At 68.3% G+C, this 19,497-nt stretch carries 15 protein-coding genes and 1 pseudogene; 4 read left to right on the top strand and 12 right to left on the bottom strand.

The features are described from left to right. The first annotated feature begins 53 nt into the window (after nt 1-53). On the top strand, nt 54-1,082 hold the full coding sequence (locus H681_RS13410; protein WP_015477410.1) for an ABC transporter substrate-binding protein: 1,029 nt from the start codon (nt 54-56) through the stop codon (nt 1,080-1,082). 237 nt (nt 1,083-1,319) lie between these two features. On the opposite strand, the gene H681_RS13405 is transcribed toward H681_RS13410, so the two are convergent. The 3 genes from H681_RS13405 to H681_RS13395 form a co-directional block, all read right to left on the bottom strand. Next, entirely contained in the window at nt 1,320-1,946 is a 627-nt protein-coding gene (locus tag H681_RS13405; protein WP_015477409.1) for a class I SAM-dependent methyltransferase, read from the bottom strand. Nucleotides 1,947-2,083: 137 nt separating this feature from the next. Next, entirely contained in the window at nt 2,084-3,859 is a 1,776-nt protein-coding gene (locus tag H681_RS13400) for an acyl-CoA dehydrogenase C-terminal domain-containing protein (RefSeq protein ID WP_015477408.1), read from the bottom strand. A 57-nt stretch (nt 3,860-3,916) separates the two neighbouring features. After that, complete coding sequence (locus H681_RS13395; protein ID WP_015477407.1) at nt 3,917-5,539, bottom strand: acyl-CoA synthetase; 1,623 nt, start codon at nt 5,537-5,539, stop codon at nt 3,917-3,919. Between the two features lie 204 nt (nt 5,540-5,743). On the opposite strand from H681_RS13395, the gene H681_RS13390 reads away from it, so the two are divergent. The 3 genes and pseudogenes from H681_RS13390 to H681_RS27120 form a co-directional block, all read left to right on the top strand. Then, a complete protein-coding gene (locus tag H681_RS13390; RefSeq protein ID WP_015477406.1) occupies nt 5,744-7,999 on the top strand; it encodes a PAS domain S-box protein in 2,256 nt (751 codons plus the stop codon). Between the two features lie 11 nt (nt 8,000-8,010). Further along, the gene (locus tag H681_RS13385) at nt 8,011-8,643 is read left to right on the top strand and encodes a response regulator transcription factor (RefSeq protein WP_015477405.1); all 633 of its coding nucleotides are present in this window, start codon (nt 8,011-8,013) and stop codon (nt 8,641-8,643) included. Between the two features lie 279 nt (nt 8,644-8,922). Beyond that, nucleotides 8,923-9,033: pseudogene (locus H681_RS27120) on the top strand (ligand-binding protein SH3); the annotation flags it as partial. A gap of 285 nt (nt 9,034-9,318) precedes the next feature. Here the strand turns inward: H681_RS27120 and H681_RS13380 are convergent. From H681_RS13380 to H681_RS13340, 9 genes are all read right to left on the bottom strand, one after another. Beyond that, the gene (locus H681_RS13380) at nt 9,319-10,779 is read right to left on the bottom strand and encodes a mechanosensitive ion channel domain-containing protein (RefSeq protein WP_015477404.1); all 1,461 of its coding nucleotides are present in this window, start codon (nt 10,777-10,779) and stop codon (nt 9,319-9,321) included. Nucleotides 10,780-10,840: 61 nt separating this feature from the next. After that, nucleotides 10,841-11,485: a histidine phosphatase family protein gene (locus H681_RS13375; protein ID WP_015477403.1), complete on the bottom strand. Its 645-nt coding sequence runs from the start codon at nt 11,483-11,485 to the stop codon at nt 10,841-10,843. An 85-nt stretch (nt 11,486-11,570) separates the two neighbouring features. Beyond that, nucleotides 11,571-12,530 (bottom strand): HlyD family efflux transporter periplasmic adaptor subunit, encoded by a 960-nt coding sequence (locus H681_RS13370; protein WP_015477402.1) that lies wholly within the window; start codon nt 12,528-12,530, stop codon nt 11,571-11,573. A 1-nt stretch (nt 12,531) separates the two neighbouring features. Further along, nucleotides 12,532-12,738 carry a DUF1656 domain-containing protein gene (locus H681_RS13365; protein ID WP_015477401.1) on the bottom strand — a complete coding sequence of 69 codons (207 nt, stop codon included), beginning with the start codon at nt 12,736-12,738 and terminating at the stop codon, nt 12,532-12,534. Then, nucleotides 12,728-14,893 (bottom strand): FUSC family protein, encoded by a 2,166-nt coding sequence (locus H681_RS13360; protein ID WP_015477400.1) that lies wholly within the window; start codon nt 14,891-14,893, stop codon nt 12,728-12,730. The genes H681_RS13365 and H681_RS13360 overlap by 11 nt, the downstream gene beginning before the upstream one ends. 107 nt (nt 14,894-15,000) lie before the next feature. After that, the gene (locus H681_RS13355) at nt 15,001-15,906 is read right to left on the bottom strand and encodes a LysR family transcriptional regulator (protein WP_015477399.1); all 906 of its coding nucleotides are present in this window, start codon (nt 15,904-15,906) and stop codon (nt 15,001-15,003) included. Between the two features lie 487 nt (nt 15,907-16,393). After that, nucleotides 16,394-17,197, bottom strand: a complete 804-nt coding sequence (gene dkgB / locus H681_RS13350; protein WP_015477398.1) for a 2,5-didehydrogluconate reductase DkgB — start codon at nt 17,195-17,197, stop codon at nt 16,394-16,396. A gap of 18 nt (nt 17,198-17,215) precedes the next feature. Beyond that, a complete protein-coding gene (locus H681_RS13345) occupies nt 17,216-18,415 on the bottom strand; it encodes an MFS transporter (RefSeq protein WP_015477397.1) in 1,200 nt (399 codons plus the stop codon). Nucleotides 18,416-18,623: 208 nt separating this feature from the next. Next, on the bottom strand, nt 18,624-19,391 hold the full coding sequence (locus H681_RS13340; protein WP_015477396.1) for an ATP-binding cassette domain-containing protein: 768 nt from the start codon (nt 19,389-19,391) through the stop codon (nt 18,624-18,626). Between the last annotated feature and the right edge of the window lie 106 nt (nt 19,392-19,497).

The following is a 19,497-nucleotide window of genomic DNA, read 5'->3' as shown; positions in this document are numbered from 1 at the left end:
CCGGGCGCCTGCGTGCGTTAACCATCTGCCAACAACAAAGCCAAGAGGTGGAAATGAAGAACCCGATTCTGGGAGCCCTGCTCATGGGCGTGGCATCCGGCGCCGTGGCCGCCGACCTGACCGTGATCTCCTTCGGCGGCACCAGCAAGGACGTACAGACCGAAGCCTTCTATAAACCCTTCGAGAAAGCCGAGGGGATGAAAGTGATCGCCGGTGAGTACAACGGCGAGATGGGCAAGATCAAGGCGATGGTCGACACCGGCAGCGTCAATTGGGACGTGGTTCAGGTCGAGGGCCCGGAACTGCTGCGCGGCTGCGAGGACGGCCTGTTCGAACAGCTGGACCCGGCGACGCTGGGCAAGGTCGAGGACTATGTGCCGGGCACCGTTTCCGATTGCGGCGCCGGCCTGCTGGTGTGGTCGATGGCGATGGCCTACGACGCCAAGCGTCTGCCCAATGGCCCGACCGGCTGGGCGGATTTCTGGGATACACGGAAATTCCCCGGCAAGCGCTCGCTGCGCAAGGGCGCCAAGTACACCCTGGAAATCGCCCTGCTGGCCGATGGGGTGAAGAAGGATGACCTGTACAAGGTGCTGGCGACGAAGGAGGGCGTGGACCGCGCGTTCAGGAAGCTCGACCAGATCAAGCCGTCGATCCAGTGGTGGGAGTCCGGCGCGCAGCCGATGCAGTTCCTCGCCAGCGGCGACGTGGTGATGAGCACCGCCTACAACGGCCGCGCGTTCGCCGCCCAGGAAGAAGGCGCGCCGATGAAGGTGGTGTGGAGCGGCAGCCTGTACGCCATCGACTCCTGGGCCATTCCCAGGGGCAGCCCGAACAAGAAGGCCGCCGAGGACTTCATCGCCTTCTCGCTCAAGCCCGAGCAGCAGAAGATTCATACCGTGAAGCTGGGGTACGGTTCGGTCAACCTGGGCACTACCCAGCTATTGGATCCGAAGCTGGTGGAGCGCCTGAACACCGCGCCGGCGAACCTGGAACAGGCGGTGCCGGTGAACTTCGCCTTCTGGGTCGATCACGGTGAGGACCTGGAGCAGCGCTTCAACGCCTGGGCGGCGAAGGGCTGATCCTGGAGGGTGGCGCGGGCGGGACGCCCGTGCCATGCCTTGCTGGACCTACTGCGGACAAAGTCCGTTCCTGCAAAACCGTAGGAGTGGACTTTGTCCGCGATCGCCTCATCTGTCGTGCAGTTTGCGGGCAGGGCCGGCGTCAGGCGGGTTCGCGAGCAAGCTCGTTCCTGCAGGTATGTGCCGCTGCGTTTTTCGTAGGAGCGAGCTTGCTCGCGAACCACCCCCGCACCACGATCAGACCTTGCGCCAGACACTCGCCAGCCACGGCTGTTGCTCCCGTGGCAGCCCGGCGGGGCGGTAATAGTGTTCCAGCTCGCGGAACCCTGCGTCCTCCAGCAGTCGCGTCCAGTTCTCCAGGTCGTGGTAGGACCCGTAGCGCCCGCCATTCCAGCCTTCCTGGTTTTCCCCGCGCGGGTTGGAGCTGAACAGCACGCCCCCCGGCTTCAGCGCCGCATGCAACTGGCCCAGCACGCGCGGCAGTTCGCTGCGCGGGACATGGAACAGGCTGGCGTTGGCATAAATGCCATCGAAACGCCCGGCGGGCAGGTCGAGGGCGAGGAAGTCCTGCTGCCAGACCTCGCAGCCGCTGGCCTCGCGAGCCATGTCGACGAAACTGGCACAGCCGTCCAGGCCCACCGGCGCGTGGCCCATGCCCTTGAACACACACAGGTCGCGACCCGGACCGCAGCCGAAGTCGAGCAGCGCGAAAGGCGCCTCGCCCTGGATATGCCGCAGCAGCGCGGTGATGTTCTGGGTGACGTCGTGGTCCCAGGTGCCTTCGCGGAAGGACTGGGCGCTGTCCTGATAGTGCTGCAGGGTGACGCGGGAGATGTCGCGCAGGGTCGGATCGGAGGTGCTCATGACGCAGACCGGTGGCAAGTGGATGCCTTCATTCTACGTGGGCTCCCCCCCATCCGCCGAGGCAAAAAAAAGCGCGGCACAGCCCCTCAGGGCTGGCCACGCAATCACACTCAACAGAATGGCGGGTCCGCCGGCCGTCAGAATTGCTCGGCGCGCAGCTCGAACAGGCTGTCGCTGCCGGCGCGGATCGAACTCGCCAGGGACTCGGTGCGCGGCAGCAGGCGGGCGAAGTAGAAGCGCGCGGTGGCCAGTTTGCCGCCGTGGAAGTCATCGTCCTGCCCCACGCTGGCCTGCGCCATGCGTGCCCAGAGGTAGGCATAGGCGGTGTAGCCGAACAGGTGCAGGTACTCCACCGAGGCGGCGCCGATCTCCTGCGGCGCACTGGCGGCGCGTTCGCGCACGTGGCGGGTGACGGATTCGAGCAGGTCCAGCGCATCCAGCAGCGGCGCGGTGAAGGCGCTCATGGCCACCCCGTCGGCGGCATCGGCGAAGGCGCGGATTTCCCCGGCGAACAGGGCGAGCGCCTGGCCGCCGTCGGCGATCACCTTGCGGCCCAGCAGGTCCAGCGCCTGGATGCCATTGGTGCCTTCGTAGATCTGCGCGATGCGCACGTCGCGCACCAGCTGTTCCTGGCCCCATTCGCGGATGAAACCGTGGCCGCCGAACACCTGCTGGCCGTGGATGCAGCTTTCCAGCCCGGTGTCGGTGAAGAAGGCCTTGGCGACCGGCGTCAGCAGCGCCACCAGCGCCTGGGCGGCGTCGCGCTCGGCGGCGTCTTCGGCGTACTTAGCGACGTCCAGCTGCTGGCCGACGTAGGTGGAGAAGGCCCGACCGCCTTCGGTCAGGGCCTTCATGGTCAGCAGCATGCGGCGCACGTCGGGGTGCACGATGATCGGGTCGGCGGCCTTGTCCTTCGCCACCGGGCCTGTGGCGGCACGGCTCTGAAGGCGCTCGCGGGCGTAGCTGACGGCGCTCTGGTAGGACATCTCGGCGCAACCGATGCCCTGGATGCCGATGGACAGGCGCTCGTAGTTCATCATGGTGAACATCGCCGCCAGCCCCTTGTTCAGCTCGCCGACCAGCCAGCCGGTCGCGCCGTCGAAGTTCATCACGCAGGTCGCAGAGGCCTTGATGCCCATCTTGTGCTCGACCGAGCCGCAGGACACGGCGTTGCGTGCGCCGAGCGAGCCGTCGGCCTGTACCAGGAATTTCGGCACGAGGAACAGAGAGATGCCGCGCGAGCCGGCGGGGGCGTCGGGCAGCTTGGCCAGCACCAGGTGGACGATGTTGTCGGTGAGGTCCTGCTCGCCGCCGGTGATGAAGATCTTGGTGCCGGTGACGCGATAACTGCCATCGGCCTGCGGCTCGGCGCGGGTGCGGATCAGTCCCAGGTCGGTGCCGGCCTGCGGCTCGGTCAGGCACATGGAGCCGGCCCATTCGCCGGCATACATCTTCGGCAGGTAGGAGGTCTTGAGCGCTTCGTCGGCGTGGGCGTCCAGCGCCAGGCAGGCGCCGGCCGAGAGGGTGGAGTACAGGCTGAAGCTGGCGTTGGCGCCGTACATCATTTCCTCGAACTGCACCGAGAGCATCTTCGGCATGCCCATGCCGCCGTACGCGGGGTTGCCCGCCAGGCCGACCCAGCCGCCCTCGGCATAGGTCGCGTAGGCCTCGCGGAAGCCGACGGGCGTGTGCACGGCGCCGTTGGCGAACCGCACGCCTTCCTCATCGCCGCTGCGGTTGAGCGGGGCGAGCAGGCCGCCGGTGATCTTCGCCGCCTCTTCGAGGATGGCGTCGGCGGTGTCGGCGTCGATGCGCTCGGCCAGCGCCGGCAGGCGCGCCCAGAGGGCGGGGGCGTCGAACACTTCGTCGAGCAGGAAGCGCATGTCGCGCAGGGGAGCGTTGTAGTCGGGCATGGCGAACTCCGGCGCTCCCCGCTGCGGGGAGCGCACGATGGCTGGCGGAGGGTGGGGTCAGAGGGCGTTGGCCCAGTCGCGCAGGACGAACTTCTGGATCTTCCCGGTGGAAGTCTTGGGCAGGTCGGTGAATACCACGGTGCGCGGCACCTTGAAGCCGGCCAGGTGCTCGCGGCAGAAGTTCATGATGTCCTGTGGCTCGACCGCCGCGTGTTCGCCCTTTAGGGTGATGAAGGCGCAGGGCGTCTCGCCCCAACGTTCGTCGGCGCGAGCCACCACGGCGGCCTCCATCACGGCCGGGTGGCGATAGAGCACGCCCTCGACCTCGATGGTGGAGATGTTCTCGCCCCCGGAGATGATGATGTCCTTCAGGCGGTCGCGGATTTCCACGTAGCCGTCCGGGTGCCAGACCGCCAGGTCGCCGGTGTGGAACCAGCCGCCGGCGAAGGACTCCTCGGTGGCCGTGGGGTTCTTCAGGTAGCCCTTCATCACGGTGTTGCCGCGCATGAAGATCTCGCCGATGGTCAGGCCGTCGCACGGCACCGGCTCCAGGGTCTTCGGGTCGGCGACCATCACGCCTTCCAGGGTCGGGTAGCGCACCCCCTGGCGCGACTTGATGCGGGCGCGCTCGTCCAGCGGCAGCGCGTCCCATTCCTCGTGCCAGGCGCAGACCGTCACCGGGCCGTAGACCTCGGTCAAGCCGTAGACGTGGGTGACCTTGATGCCCATTTCCTCCACTGCGCCGATCACCTTGGCCGGCGGCGCCGCACCGGCGACCATCGCGTGCACCGGGTGGTCGATGGCAGCCTTGGCCGATTCGGGCATGTTGATCAGCGCGTTGAGCACGATGGGCGCGCCGCACATATGGGTGACCTGGTGCTCGCGGATCAGGGTGAGGATCTTCTGCGGATCGACCCGGCGCAGGCACACGTGGGTGCCGGCCAGCGCGGTGACAGTCCAGGGGTAGCACCAGCCGTTGCAGTGGAACATCGGCAGGGTCCAGAGGTAGACCGGGTGCTGGCCCATCGACCAGGTCATCTGGTTGCCCAGCGAGTTCAGGTAGGCGCCGCGGTGGTGGTAGACCACGCCCTTGGGATTGCCGGTGGTGCCGGAGGTGTAGTTGAGGGAGATGGCGTCCCACTCGTCCTGCGGCCACTGCCAGGCGAACTCCGGGTCGCCCTCGGCGAGCAGCGCCTCGTAGTCCAGCGGGCTGACCGCCTGGCCTTCGCCGTACTCGGGGTCGTCCACGTCCACCACCAGCGGCGGGTGGTCGAGCATGCCCAGGGCGGCGTGGATCACGTCGTGGAATTCGCGGTCGGTGATCAACACCTTGGCTTCGCCGTGCTGCAGCATGAAGGCGATGGCCTCGGCGTCCAGGCGCACGTTGAGGGTATTGAGCACCGCGCCGATCATCGGCACGCCGAAGTGCGCCTCGACCATCTGCGGGGTGTTGGGCAGCATCACCGCCACCGTGTCGCCACGGCCGATGCCGCGGGCGGCGAGGGCGGAGGCCAGGCGGCGGCAGCGCTGGTAGGTTTCCTTCCAGGTACGGCGCAGACTGCCGTGAATGATGGCGGTACGTTCGGGGTAAACGTGGGCGGTGCGTTCGATGAAGCTCAGCGGCGACAGCGCGATGTGGTTGACGGCCGCGCGCGGCAAGCCCTGTTCGAAGATCGACATGTGGACACCCTGTGGCTGATTGTTAGCTCATTGTTCTGTGGTGACCCGTGGAGCACTTGACGGCAGGCGGGTCGTGACCGGTGCGGCAGGCTGTCGCCCAGTCATTGGGGCGTTTTATAGCAATGTCGTATCTGATATGGAAGTTAAACCTAAGGTGTATGGTATAAATACTATATTCATCGAAAGCCCCATCGAGTCCTTCCCATGCCCCACCTGAATACCCTGGTGCGCCTGGTGCGCGAGCAGGCCCCCGTCGCGGCGCAGGCTGAGGTGCTGCAGCGGCTGTGCCTCGAACGCGACGGCGTGGCGCGTGCGCTCTACGTCGAATGGCAGCCGCGCAGCCACAGCTTCGAAGCGGTTGCCGGCGCCTCGCGTCTGCCGCCGGGTAGCGGCGATCCGCTGCAGGCCAATGACCTGGCCCTGGCGGCGCACCTGGAAGGCCGGCAGCGCCTGCCGCTGGACGAACTGATGAGCGTGCCGTGCTGGCTCGCCGGCCGGTTGCGCCGCGCTGGCTGGGGACAGGGGCTGGCGCTGGTGCTGTCGCTGGATGCGCAGCGTCCTGGATTGCTGTTGGTGCAAAGTCCCGCCGACCAGGCCGGGAGCTGGCTGGACTGGATTGGCGAGCTGCTCGGGGAAGTGCTCGTCCTGGCCCGCCACGCGCATCGCACCGCGCCGCTGCTCAGCGCCGATCCGCAGCCGGCGCTGGTGCTGGACGAGTCGGCGACGCTGGTCGACTGCAACCGGGCCCTGCGCCAGTGGCTTACGGAGTTCGCCGGCGCCGAACCGCGCGACCTGCTGCCCAGCAACCATGCGCAACTGCTGCGCACTTGCCTGGAACAGGGGCGGGCGGTGCACGAGGTGGTCGGTGAGCGCGAAGACCGGCAGTTCCTCTGGACCTTCGTGCCGATGCTCGCGGAGCGGCAGGTGCTGGTCCACGGCCGCGAGGTCACCATGCAACAGCGCGAACAGCGCGAAGCGGCCACGGCCAGCCGGCTGTACCGGCAGATCATCGAGAACACCACCGACCTGATTTCCCGCCGCACCCTCGACGGCCAGTTGCTCGATGTGTCGCCGGCCTCCTGGACGCTGCTCGGCTACTGGCCCGAAGAGCTGCGCGGCAAGGCGCTGCTGCCGATGCTCCACGAGCAGGACCGCCAGCGCGTCGCCGAGCGCACCCGTGACGCGCTGGTGCAGGACGGCTACGTGACCCTGACTTACCGCCTGCGCCACCGTGACGGCCATTACCTGTGGTTCGAAACCGCCAGTCGCGCGATCCGCGAGACCTACACCGGCCAGGTGATGGAGGTGGTCAGCGTGTCCCGCGACATCACCGCGCGGGTACAGGCCGAGGAGGGCCTGCGGCGGCTGGCCGAAGTGGTCGAGGCCAATACCGACCTGGTGCTGTTCGTCGACCCGGCCGGTCGCGTTACCTATCTCAACCCATCGGCGCGCCGTGCCCTCGGGCTGGAGGATGAGGCGTTGCCGGCGTCCGTCGCCGACGTGCTCGACGACGGCCTTGCGGATAAACTTGAAGGCGAAGGCTGGGACACCGCCCGGCACAGCGGCGTGTGGAGCGCCGAAGGCCGGCTGCGCGCCGGGGCCGGGCGGAGCGCTGCGCCGCTGTCGCTGGTCCTGCTGGCGCACCAGGCGGCTGGTGGCGAGCGCTACTACTCGCTGGTGGCCCGCGACATGACCGAGCGCGAACTGCGCGAAAACCAGCAGCGCCGGCACCAGGAAGAACTGGCCCACACCGCGCGCCTGGTGACCCTGGGCGAGCTGGCCTCGGGCATCGCCCACGAGATGAACCAGCCGCTGGCCGCCGTGATGAACTACGCCAGCGCCAGCCAACGCTACCTGAAGACTCTCGACAGCCAGCCGGAAGCCGCGCATCGCGTGGCCCAGGGGCTGGCGCAGATCGTCGAGCACACCGCCCACGCCTCCGAAGTGATCCGCCGTCTGCGCGCCTTCCTGCGCAAGGGCCAGCGGCGCATGCAGGCGCTGGACATCAACGAAGTGGCGCGCGCTTCGCTGGGCCTGTGCGCCTGGGAAGCCGCCGGCGCGGAGGTGGCGGTCAGCGAAGCGTTGACGGAGAATCTGCCCCCCATCTACGCCGACCGCGTGCTGCTGGAGCAGGTGTTCCTCAACCTGCTGCGCAACGCCATCGAGGCGAATCGCGAGCGCCATGCCGGCGAACCGTCGCACATCCGCCTCGGCAGCCATCGCGAAGAAGACGGGCGGCTCTGCGTCTGGGTGGAGGACGAAGGGCCGGGGGCCAGCGGCGAAGCACTGGAGCAGATGTTCACGCCGTTCTTCACCAGCAAGCCGGACGGGCTGGGGTTGGGGCTGTCGATGAGCCGTGGCATCGTCGAAGGTTTTGGCGGCACGCTGGATGCCCGCGCGGTGGCCACCGGCGGTCTGCGCCTGGCGTGCCGGCTACCGGCGGGAGGAAGAGGGCAATGACGGAGACAACGATGGAACGGGCAGTGGTGTACGTGGTGGACGATGACCGGGGCATGCTCGACTCGACGGTCTGGCTGCTGGAGTCGGTCGGCCTGAAGGCGCTGCCGTTCACCAGCGGCCGCGAGTTCCTCGACGCTTGCCCGGCCGACGCCCACGCCTGCGTACTGCTCGACGTGCGCATGCCCGGTCTGGGTGGCCTGGCGGTGCAGGAGGAGATGCGCCAGCGCGGTGTCGAGCTGCCGGTGATCTTCGTCAGCGGCCACGCCGACGTGCCCATCGTGATCCGCGCTTTCAAGGCCGGCGCGGTGGATTTCATCGAGAAGCCCTACAACGAGCAACTGTTGCTCGACAGCGTGCAACAGGCGCTCAGCTCCCGCGAACGCCAGCATGCCTCGCGCTCCGGACTGGGGGAGCTGGAGGAGCGCCTCGCCGCTCTGACGCCCCGCGAGCGCGATGTATTCCTGCCGCTGGTGCGCGGCTACACCAGCCGCGAAGTGGCCGAGCAACTGGAGATCAGCGTGAAGACCGTGGACCTGTACCGCGCGCGGGTGATGAGGCGCATGCAGGCTGGGACCCTGTCCGACCTGGTAGGCATGGCCATTGCCGCCGGACTGGTCGACCCCCTGCAACTGCGCCCCATGTAGGGGGAGCAGGCTCGCTTGGGGCTGTCGGGGGTGGAGGGATCGTCCTACGGCTCCCCCAGGGCCGTTGTTTCCACGGACAGAAAACTGTCGCTCCGCAGGAGCGGATTTGTCCGCGGTCCGCCGGCAAGGCCGGCGTCAGGCGGTCTGCGCGGGTGCCGGGCGGTTCGCGAGCAAGGGGGCGTTGGAACGTGGGTCCTGGGACGCGGTGGGCGACGGGGTGGTCTTCCACGTCGCGCTCTGAGCGTTATCCTCCGCACTGCCTGGCACAAGGAGAACGGCATGCGGTACGACGTCATCCAGCCCCATCGCGGTGAGTTTCCCGAGCCGATCGCTTTCACCCGGGGCACGATGCTGAGGGTGGGGGAGCGCTATGAGGGCGAGGCAGGCTGGCAGGACTGGTATTTCTGTTCGACGCCTGGGCAGGAGGATGGCTGGGTGCCGGCGCAGGTCTTCCGGCTGACGGCTCCGGGTGTCGCAATGGCCGTGGAGGACTACAGCGCCCGCGAACTCGATGTCGAGGTCGGCGAGCGGCTGGAGGGCGCCAGGGTGCTGGGGGGCTGGGGGGCTGGTGCTGGTGCAGTCGGACTGGCGGCGAGTCCGGCTGGGTGCCGCTGGCGTGCCTGCGCGCTTCGCCCGATCGAGCCTGATGGGCGCGCCGCTCCGGACCTGTTCGATTCAGGTCTTGTAGCGGCGCCCGGCATACTGCTTCAGCCAGGCCATGATTCCGCGCTGCGGCACCGCCACCGGTTGCTCCACCAGCAGCGCGGCGCTGGCCTTCTGGCGGAAGTCGAGCAGCCGGGTCATGGCTTCGGCGATCTCCTGGCGGGCTTCCAGGCAGGGGGCGAGCACGGCCTTGTCCAGGCGATAGACCGCGCCGTCGCTGAGGGCGGTGAACTGCGCGTGCCAGGCGGAGCCGGTCAGCACGCCGGCTTCGCCGATCACCTCGCCGGGGCCCATGCGGCCGGCTTCGAGGGTCTGTCCGTCGCGAGGCAGGGTGACGCTGACCACCCCGGTGTCGATGATCAGCAACTGCTCGCTGACATCGCCGACCGCCAGCAGTACGTCGCCGGCCTTGAAGGGCCGGCGCTGCATGGACGCCGCCAGTTCGTCGCGTTCGGCGTCGGCCAGGGCGTCGAACAGGCCGGAGCGCACCAGCAGCGCGCGGGCGCGGGAGGCGTGTTCGCGGGCAGGTACGTCGGCATCGCTGAGCGGTTCGATGCCGGCGGCCTGCAGGTGGCGGAAGGCCAGGTCGTAGAGCTGGTTGCGCGCCTCGCGCTTCTCGCTCATGGCGGCGACGAATCCGCTCATTTCGTACTCCACGCCCTCGGGGGCGGACTTGCGCACGCTCACCGTCGACGCCGGGCTGGTCAGCAGCATGCGGCAGCCGCCCAGGGCGCGCTCCAGCGCGTCGATGACCTTGCGCGGACGCACCCGCGGGCTGAGGGTGAGGCTCAGGCTCAAGCCATAGAGGTTCGCCGGCCGGCTGAGGTTGAGCAGCTTGGCCTTGGCCGCCAGGGAGTTGGGCACCACCGCCAGGCTGCCCTGGCCGGTTTGCAGGTAGGTGGAGCGCCAGTCGATCTCCACCACCTTGCCTTCGATGCCATCGATGGAGATCCAGTCGTCCAGCTGGTACGGCTTGGTGGTGTTGAGCACGATGCCGGAGAACACGTCGCTCAAGGTGCTTTGCAGCGCCAGGCCAAGGACGATGGCGACCACCCCGGAGGTGGCCAGCAGGCCCTTCACCGGCAGCTCCAGCACGTAGCCGGCGGCGGCGATGCTGGCGATGAGGAAGATCAGCGCGCCGACCACGTCCTGTAGCAGCCGCCCGGCGTGGCCGACGCGCTGCACCAGGAGGAAGCCGAGCACCACGGTCAGGCAGCGCGCGGCGAACATCCACCAGAGGATCTGCACGCCGGTGGCGACCATGTGGCTGGGCAGGTCGTCGGCCCAGGGCGCGGCGCGCAGCGGGTTCATCCCGGCGTTGAACAGCAGCAGGCTGAACAGCAGGAAACAGAGCACGCGCAGCGCCAGGCGCCAGTGCGGATGAGCCGTGCCGGCCAGGCGCCAGAGCAGCAGGTCGAGCAGCAACAGCGTCGGGGCGGCGAACAGGGGGTGCTGGATGAGCAGGGCGGGCATCGCGCCTCTCCGTGGGACGATGCGCAAAAGATGGCACAGAAATGCGCTTCTGGCAGCCGGCTCAGCCTGCGTTGGGGTGACGCCGCAGCTCGGTCCAGTCCGGGACTTCGATTTCGCCGGCGATCCACGGCGAGCGACTGTGATTGTCGAACAGCACCAGCGTTTCGCCGTACTCGGGCGTTTCGCCTTCGGGCTTGTCGAGGTTTTCCATCAGGCGGTCGAAGCACTCGCTGTGGGTCACCAGCACCAGGTTGCGGTGGGTGGTCTTGTGCCGGCGGATATGGCCCAGCAGGTCGTTGTCCTTGCAGGTGAAGAGCCAGTCCTGGCGCGTCACGCTGTAGTCGAACATCAGGTCCGCCGTCTGCGCGGTGCGGGTCAGCGGGCTGCTGTAGATGTCCGTGGCGGCGAGGCCGTAGCGGCTGATGGCCTGGCCCAGGCCCTTGGCCAACTGGGCGGCACGGACGGTGATGCCGTCGGCCGCACCCAGGCAGGGTGCGCTGGAACGGTCGCAACGCTCCAGGTGGCGAATCAGCAGGATCACCTGGCCCTGCATCCAGCGGTGCTGGAAGGCGCTACGGTCGGGGTTGTCCAGTGATTCGGGGAGGATCGAACGCCAGGCGCACAGCGCCAGGACGATGCCGATCAGCAGGAGGAGGGCCAGGTACGGGCTTCTGGCGATGGATCGTACGGCGTGTGTGGGGTTCACAGCGATCCCTGGTCAGAGTGTGAATGGACTCATGTTGACCGGGATGAGTGACAAACGTGCTACGAGTCGGTGCTGCCTTGGCTTCCTAAGGCTTGGACTCCTCCACGCTGACCGTGGCCGTGGTGCCGGCGCGCAGGCGGTCGCGCCCGGCGTAGGCGGGGTCGATGGCGATGCGCACGGGGATGCGCTGGGCCAGCTTGACCCAGGTGTAGGTCGGGTTGATGTTGGCCAGCAGGCGACTGCCGGGCAGGTTTTCGCGGTCGGTGATGGCGAAGGCGATGCTTTCCACGGTGCCGTCGAAGCGTTCTCCGCTCATCAGTTCGACATGGACCCGGTCGCCTTCGTGGATGCGCGGCAGCTTGGTTTCCTCGAAGTAGCCGCTGACGTGGAAGGAGTCGCTGTCGACCACCGCGACCAGCGCGTTGCCGGCGGTGGCGTAGTCGCCGGCGCGGGTCAGCAGGTTGGTCACGTAGCCGTTCACCGGCGCCAGTACGCGGGTGCGCTCAAGGTCCAGGCGCGCCTGGCGCAGCGCCGCTTCGGCCAGGCTGACGTTGGCCTGCGCCAGGTCCAGGTTGGCCTGTTCGCGCAGCAACTGGGCCTCGGCCACGGCCACGTCGGTGCTGGCCTTTTCCCATTCCTCGTTGGAGATCGCCGAGCGCGCCTTCAGCTCCCGCCGGCGGATTTCCTCGCTCCGCCGCTGGTGCAGCAGCGCCTGGTTGGCGACGATGGCCGCCCGCGACTGGCCCAGCGCCGCCCGCGCCACTTCCACCGCGCGCTCGGCGTGCTGCACCGCCAGCTCGTAGCGGGCGGGGTCGATCTGCAGCAGCAGGTCGCCCTTGTTCACGTGCTGGTTGTCCTGCACGCGCAGGTCGACGATGCGCCCGGTGACGTCCGCCGACAGCGACACCACCTCGGCCCGCACGCGGGCGTCGCGGGTCCAGGGCGCGCGGGTGTAATAGACCCAGGCGTAGCTGCCCAGCACCAGGGCGAGCGCCACGACGGCGAGAGTGGTCAGTGGCGCAAGCGCCTTGCGAATGTCAAACATGTCAGTGCAGTGTCCCCATGAGCAGGATCAGGCTGGCGCAGATGCAGGCGTAGAGCGCGCCTTCGAAGAGTGCTTCGTGCCAGACCCGGTGCAGCACGCCCAGGCGGCGCAGCGTCCAGTCCAGCAGCAGGAAGATCGGCAGGGCCAGCAACAGGGCCTGGGCCAGCGGCGGCAGGTAGACGCCGCCGACTTCGATATCAACGGGCATGCAGCGGCTGTTCCCCGTGGTCGTCGTGGAAGGGGGCCGCTTCGCTGTAGAGGTCGCGGAAGCGTTCCAGCAGGGCGGCGGCGACCAGCAGCGCCACGCCGCTGACGAACACCGGACGCAGGGGCTCGCCGCCGGCGCTCGCGCCGTGTCCATGCAACTCGTCCAGCTCGGAGCCCAGCTCGCGCATGGCCGGCAGCACCCGTTGCAACGGCGCCGCGGGCGGTTGGTCGAGGCAGGCGGCGAGTTCGTCGAGCACCAGCGACAGGCGCTCGCGCAGCGGCTCCGGCAGGCCGCTGGGGTTGAGGCTTTCGCGGCGCAGCTGATGCAGTACCACGCCCAGGGTCATGCTCGCCAGGCTGCACTGGAAGCGCTCGCCGGATTGGCTGTCGCGGGCCGCCGGCAACAGCCCGAGCATGATCGCCAGGCGGTCGACCATGCGGCTCTCGAAGAGGAAACGGCGCGCTTCGCTGGGCGTGGACAGCAGCACCGCTCGCACCTCGGCGCGGGTGCGGCGGGACTGGCGGCGCAGGCGCGCATCGGCGTCGAAGGGGAACACCCAGGCATACACCAGCAGCGCCAGCACGCCGGCGCTGACGTAGCCGCCGGCGAACTCGAACCACTGCACCGCCGTGTTGATCCAGGCGCCCTGGTTCTGCGGCCCCACCAGCAGGAAGGTGGAGAGCCCCAGGCCAATGCCGATCCCGGCGGTCTGCGGGCTGGCCAGGCCGACGGCGATCACGTAGAGCAGCGGGGTGAGGAATAGCGCGAGCATTTCGAAGTCGCCGACGCTGGGTAGCAGCAGGAACTGCAACAGCGCTGCCGCCACCAGCGCCAGCCCCAGCCCACGCAGGTAGGCCTGGCTTGCGAGCAGCGGGCGGGGGAAGGTGGCGAGCAGGGAGCAGAGGATGCCGATCAGGATCATCCCGGCGCGGGCGCCGTCCCAGGCGGTTTCCACCCAGATCCAGCCGGCGCAGCAGAGGGCGATGAAGGCCCGCGTGGCGTTCATCGCGGCGAGGTGAAAGTCCAGGTGCAGCGCATGGGCCTGGCTCTGCGGATAGGAACTGCTGCCAGGGCGTCCTTCCTGGATCGCTTCGCTCAGCTCGATCATCTCGTCCAGCTGTTGCATCAGCCGCGCCTGTTCGAAGCGCAGGGCCCAGGCCAGGGAGCGCAGCGACGTGGGCAGGCCGTCGGCCAGTTCCTCGGCCTGCTGCGCGGCGGCGTCGAAGCGCTGGCGCAACTGGGTGATGCGCTTGCGCGTGCCGCTTGGCAGGGCGCGGCCGTACTCGGCCAGTTCGGCCAGGCAGGCCAGCTCGTCCTCGCGCAGGCGGCGCACGGACTCGGGCAGCGGACCGTCCAGGCGAGCCTCGATCAGCTTGCGCTGGCGCCGCAGGATGGCCAGGCGGGAGGTCATCAGCACCAACTGGTTGGCCAACTGCTGCACCAGCTCGTCGGCGCCGCGCAGGCGCGGGGCGTCGAAGTAGAGGTGGCGGCGCAGCATCTCCAGGGAGGCGATCTCGCCCAGCAGTTGCTTCTGCCGCTGCTGGAAATCCTCTTCCAGCTCCTCGCCGCGGATCACCGCCGCCGCGTGCACGGCGATCAGGCGGATCAACTGGTCGACCTTGGCGAAGTAACCCCGCGCCACGCTCTGCGGCCGGGCGAAGAACAGACTGACCAGGGTCACGCAGGCCACGCCCAGCAGCGTCTCGGTGACGCGGGTGATGGCCAGGGTATAGGTGGATTCCGGGTCGGGCTGGGCGAGCAGCGCAACGATCACCGCGGTGAAGCCGCTGAGGACGAAGGCGTGCGAATGGGTGAAGCGCATCAGGGTGCCGCCGGCGGTGCAGATCGCCAGCCACAGCGCCAGGGTGACGATGAAGGGCATCGGCGCCTGGGGGAACAGCGCCATGATCGCCACCGCCACCATCGCGCCGACGGTGGTGCCGATCACCTGGGCGAAGCTCTTCTGCAGGGTCATGCCGGCCAGCGGGGTGCTGATGATCACCACCGTCATGGTCGCCCACTTGGGTTGGTCGAGGTCCAGCAGGAACGCCAGGTACAGCGTCAGCAGCCCGGCCAGCACGGTGCGCAGGGCGAATAGCAGGGTGTCGCGGCCCGGATGGATGACGGCGCGCAGGTACAGCAGCAGTGGCGACATGCCAAGCCCCTCGATCTCGGCGGGCCGACACGGCGTTGCAGCGGCGTGTCGGCGAGTCCTATCCAGTGTGGTCGAGGAATGACGAAGTTGCGGAATTTCTTCGCGCGTCAGCCGGCGCTGTCCAGAGATTGCGCCAGGCGTTGCTGGATGAAGTCGAGGAAGCACTGGATGCGCAGGGCCAGCTGCGAGTTGCGGTAGTACACCGCGTGGATCGGCTGGCGGCGCTCGCTGGTCAGTTCCGGCAGTACCCGTACCAGGCGCCCGGCCTGGATGTCGGTGCAGGTCATGAAGCTCGCCAGGCAGGCGATGCCCTGGCCGCTCAGGGCCAGCTGGCGCAGAGTCTCGCCGCTGGAAGCGGAGAGACGCGGGGTGATCGCCAGGGTGTCGCCGCCGGCATGGCGCAGCGGCCAGATGTTCAGCGCCTCGGGCTGGGTGAAACCGAGCAGTGTGCGGCCCAGCAGCTCGTCCAGGTCGGCCGGCATGCCGTGGCGTTCCAGGTACTGCGGCGAGGCCAGCAGGTTCAGCCGGCTACTGCCCAGGGGGCGGGCGTGCAGACTGGAGTCGGCGAGCTGGCCGATGCGGATGGCGATATCGGTGCTCTGTTCCAGCAGGTCGATGTTCAGGTCGTTGGTGTTGAGCTGCAGTTCGATGTCCGGGTAGCGCTCGCGGAAGGCGCCGATGTGTGGCACCACCGCGTGCAGCATGAACGGCGAGGCGGCGTTGATCCGCAGGCGCCCGGCGGGGGATTGCTGGCGCAGGGCGAGGCGTTCTTCGAGGGCGTCCATCTGCTCGAGGATGTGCCGCGCGTGTTCGAGGAAGAACTCGCCTTCCTCGGTCAGCTTCATCCGCCGCGTGGTGCGGTTGAGCAGGGTGGTGCCGAGCTTTTCCTCCAGCTTCGACAGCGCGCGGCTGACCGCCGAGGGGGTCAGGCCCAACTGCTCGGCGGCGGCGGTGATGGAGCCGCAGTCGATCACCGTGGCGAAGGTCTTGAGTTCGTCGGAATGGGCTTTCATCGGCGGGCCTGTTCGGGAGCGGCGGGGTAATTGTAGAGGGTTGGCTGGGCGGAGCGGCTGCTGCTCTGTAGGAGCGAGCTTGCTCGCGAACGGCTCGGCACTGGAGCTGCTGGTTGAATCGGTTCGCGAGCAAGCTCGCTCCTACAAAGAGCAAGGAGCCGTTGCGCATCGATGCATTCGCGCTCGGGGCGGCAGCGCTCAGAACGTCCCCGGATACGCCCCGCCATCGAGCAACAGGTTCTGCCCGGTCAGATACCCCGCATGCGCACTGCACAGGGTCGATCATCTTCCAGTCCACCGGGTTGAGGGCGATGGCGGTGTTGGCCACCAGCACCTCGTCCGGGCCGGGGACGGGCAGCGGCAGGCGGGCGAGGTTCAGGCCATCGAGACCGGCGCCGGGCGCTCAGGTCCAGGCGGCGTAATCGTTAGCACTCATGAAGACTCCTTGGCAAAGGGCAAGGCCGCCCAGGTCGGACGGCCGGTTGGGTCAGTCCCAGGCGGGCGCCAGGCTTTCCGGGCTGGTGATGCGTTGGTTGCGATCCAGCGTGGCGATGGCGGCCATGTCGGCGTCGCTCAGGCGCAGGTCGACCGCGCGCAGGTTGCCTTCCAGGTTCTCGCGCTTGGTGGAGGACGGGATCACCGAGTAGCCCAGTTGCATCGCCCAGGCCAGCGTGACCTGTGCCGGGGTAGCGTTGTGGCGCTTGGCGATTTCAGCGATCAGCGGGTCGTGCAGCACCTTGCCATAGCCCAGGGTCATGTAGGAGGTGAGGTGAATGCCCTGGCTCCTGGCGAAGTCGGCCACCTTGCGGTTCTGCAGGTAGGGGTGCAGCTCCACCTGGTTGGTGGCGATCTGCCCGGCGCCGACGGCGGCGATGGCTTCGCGCATCAGCGCGACGGTGAAGTTGGACACGCCGATCTCGCCGGTCAGGCCCTGGGCCTTGGCCTCGGCCAGGGCGCCCATGAACTCGGCGACCGGCACCGCGCCCCTGGGCGAGGGCCAGTGGATCAGGGTCAGCTCGACGCGGTCGGTGCGCAGCTTGTGCAGGCTGTCCTTGAGGCTGGGGATCAGCTTGTCGGCGGCATAGTTCTCGGTCCAGATCTTGGTGGTCAGGTACAGCACGTCACGCGGTACGCCGGCAGCGGCGATGGCTTCGCCGACATCCGCCTCGTTGCCGTAGATCTGCGCGGTGTCGATGGCGCGGTAGCCCAGGTCGATGGCGCTGCGGATCGAGTCGATGACGGTCTGGCCCTTGAGGCGGAAGGTGCCGAGGCCGAAGGCGGGTACGCTCATGGGAATCTCCTTGGTCGATCAGTGAGTGGGAAGCGCGCCGGCGGCGGTCGGTTCCGTGGCCGTGCGACGGTCCAGGCGGCCGCTCAGGGCGGTCAGGCCGAAGGCGGCGAGCGTCACCACGGCGGCGATCCAGGGTGTATGGCCCAGGCCCAGGTGGCTCACCACAAGGCCGCCGGCCCAGGAGCCGCCGGCCACGCCGAGGTTGAAGGCGGCGATGTTGAAGCCCGAGGCCACGTCCACCGCATCCGGCGCCACGCGCTCGGCCTGTTGCACGACATACACCTGCAGGCCGGGCACGTTGCCGAAGGCCACGGCGCCCCAGGCCAGCACGGTGAGCACCACCAGCCACGGGTTGCCGACGGTGACGGTCAGCACCAGCAGCACCGCCGCCAGCAGGCCGAAGATGATCTTCAGCGCGCTTACCGGACCGCGTTCATCGGCCAGGCGACCGCCCCAGATATTGCCGATGGCCACCGAGACACCGTAGGCCAGGAGGACCACGCCGACCATGTTCGGGCTGAAACCGGCCAGGTCCTGGAGGATCGGCGCGAGGAAGGTGAAGGCGATCAGCGAGCCGCCGTAGCCCACCGCCGTCATCGCGTAGACCAGCAGCAGGCGCGGTTGCAGCAGCACGCGAGCCTGGCGCAGCAGCGGCGCCGGCGGGGTGTGCTGGATGCTCTTGGGCACGAGCAGCAGGCTGCCGAGCAGGGCGACCACGCCAAAGGCGGCCACCACCAGGAAGGTCACGCGCCAGCCCAGGTGCTGGCCGATGAAGGTACCCAGCGGGATGCCGGTGACGAAGGCCACGGTCATGCCGCTGAACATGGTGGCGATGGCGCTGGCGGCCTTGTCCTTGCTCACCAGGCTGGTGGCGATGATCGAACCGACCGAGAAGAACACGCCGTGGGCCAGGCCCGTGAGGATGCGCGCGATGATCAGCGATTCGTAGCCGGGCGCCTGCCAGGCCACCAGGTTGCCGACGGTGAACAGCGCCATCAGGCCGACCAGCAGCGCCTTGCGCGGAATCCGCCCGGTCATGGCGGTGAGCAACGGTGCGCCGATGGCCACGCTCAGGGCGTAGAGGCTGACCAGCAGGCCGGCGGAGGGCAGGGTGACGCCCAGGTCGGTGGCGATGGTCGGAATCAGGCCGACGATGACGAACTCCGTCGTGCCGATGGCGAAGGCGCTCAGGGTCAGCGCCAGGAGTGCGAGGGGCATGGGGTGGGACTCCGGGCCATGGAATGCGATGGGCGGCATTGTCCCGACTCGGGTCCTTGAGAAAAACGCGGCAAACGACAAAGGATAGTTGATCTGGAATCACGAATCGATCGTTCCTCCAGGCATTGCGTCGGTACTGGCCCTGTGGTCTGTACCGGTGACATGGTCGCGAATCGCCCGGCATCGCGCGCCGGGGTCGCAATCGAACTTAACGCAGGTAACTGATCGGCGAGCCGTCCACCGGATTGGCCAGCACGCCCATAGGAATGCCGTAGATACCTTCCAGCGTCTCGCCGTGCATCAGTTGCGCCGGGCTGCCCTGGGCCAGCAGGCGGCCGCCGTGCAGCGCGATCAGGTGGTCGCAGTAGCGCGCCGCCATGTTGATGTCGTGCAGCACCACCAGCACGCCCAGGTCCAGCTCGCGGCTGAGTTCGTGGACGCGGGAGAGCACTTCCACCTGGTGGGCGATGTCCAGTGCGGACGTCGGCTCGTCCAGCAGCAGGAAGCGGCTGTTCTGCGCCAGCAGCATGGCCAGCCAGACGCGCTGGCGCTCGCCGCCGGAGAGCAGGTCCACCGGGCGGTCGGCGAAGACCTGGGTGTCGGTCAGCTCCAGGGCGCGGTCGATCTGCTTGCGGTCCTCGCCGGTGATGCGGCCCAGCGCGCCGTGCCACGGATAGCGGCCGAAGGCGACCAGCTCGCGCACGGTCAGGCCGTCGGTTTGCGGCAACTGCTGCGGCAGGTAGGCCACCTGGCGCGCGAAGTCGCGGTTGCCCCAGTCCTGCAGCGGCTTGCCGTCCAGGCGGATGCTGCCGCCGCTGGCCTGCTGCTGGCGGGCCAGCAGCTTGAGCAGGGTCGATTTGCCCGAGCCGTTGTGGCCGATCAGGCCGATCATGCTGCCGTGGGCGAGTTGCAGGCTCAGCGGTTGCAGGAGCGTGCGGCCGGGGACGCTGAAACTGACATTTTCCAGTTCGAACATGGGGTCATCCGTAGACCGGCGGGGCCGGGAAAAGCGGGGAGACCGACTCTAATGCAATCGCTAATGCTTATCAATTTTGGAGTTCATCGCGGAACGCTCGCAACGA

This window comes from Pseudomonas sp. ATCC 13867, from assembly GCF_000349845.1.
Lineage (GTDB): Bacteria > Pseudomonadota > Gammaproteobacteria > Pseudomonadales > Pseudomonadaceae > Pseudomonas.
The sequence above is the reverse complement of the archived record's forward strand: the minus strand, read 5'-3'. Positions and strand labels throughout refer to the sequence as shown.

What these genes read in the sequence shown, in the direction of transcription:
- H681_RS13410 (WP_015477410.1), top strand. Translation starts at nt 54, where the DNA reads ATGAAGAACCCGATTCTGGGAGCCCTGCTCATGGGCGTGGCATCCGGC.
- H681_RS13395 (WP_015477407.1), bottom strand. Translation starts at nt 5,539, where the DNA reads ATGTCGATCTTCGAACAGGGCTTGCCGCGCGCGGCCGTCAACCACATC.
- H681_RS13370 (WP_015477402.1), bottom strand. Translation starts at nt 12,530, where the DNA reads ATGTTTGACATTCGCAAGGCGCTTGCGCCACTGACCACTCTCGCCGTC.
- H681_RS13380 (WP_015477404.1), bottom strand. Translation starts at nt 10,779, where the DNA reads ATGCCCGCCCTGCTCATCCAGCACCCCCTGTTCGCCGCCCCGACGCTG.
- H681_RS13360 (WP_015477400.1), bottom strand. Translation starts at nt 14,893, where the DNA reads ATGTCGCCACTGCTGCTGTACCTGCGCGCCGTCATCCATCCGGGCCGC.
- H681_RS13345 (WP_015477397.1), bottom strand. Translation starts at nt 18,415, where the DNA reads ATGCCCCTCGCACTCCTGGCGCTGACCCTGAGCGCCTTCGCCATCGGC.
- H681_RS13385 (WP_015477405.1), top strand. Translation starts at nt 8,011, where the DNA reads ATGGAACGGGCAGTGGTGTACGTGGTGGACGATGACCGGGGCATGCTC.
- H681_RS13390 (WP_015477406.1), top strand. Translation starts at nt 5,744, where the DNA reads ATGCCCCACCTGAATACCCTGGTGCGCCTGGTGCGCGAGCAGGCCCCC.
- dkgB (WP_015477398.1), bottom strand. Translation starts at nt 17,197, where the DNA reads ATGAGCGTACCCGCCTTCGGCCTCGGCACCTTCCGCCTCAAGGGCCAG.
- H681_RS13340 (WP_015477396.1), bottom strand. Translation starts at nt 19,391, where the DNA reads ATGTTCGAACTGGAAAATGTCAGTTTCAGCGTCCCCGGCCGCACGCTC.
- H681_RS13365 (WP_015477401.1), bottom strand. Translation starts at nt 12,738, where the DNA reads ATGCCCGTTGATATCGAAGTCGGCGGCGTCTACCTGCCGCCGCTGGCC.
- H681_RS13405 (WP_015477409.1), bottom strand. Translation starts at nt 1,946, where the DNA reads ATGAGCACCTCCGATCCGACCCTGCGCGACATCTCCCGCGTCACCCTG.
- H681_RS13355 (WP_015477399.1), bottom strand. Translation starts at nt 15,906, where the DNA reads ATGAAAGCCCATTCCGACGAACTCAAGACCTTCGCCACGGTGATCGAC.
- H681_RS13400 (WP_015477408.1), bottom strand. Translation starts at nt 3,859, where the DNA reads ATGCCCGACTACAACGCTCCCCTGCGCGACATGCGCTTCCTGCTCGAC.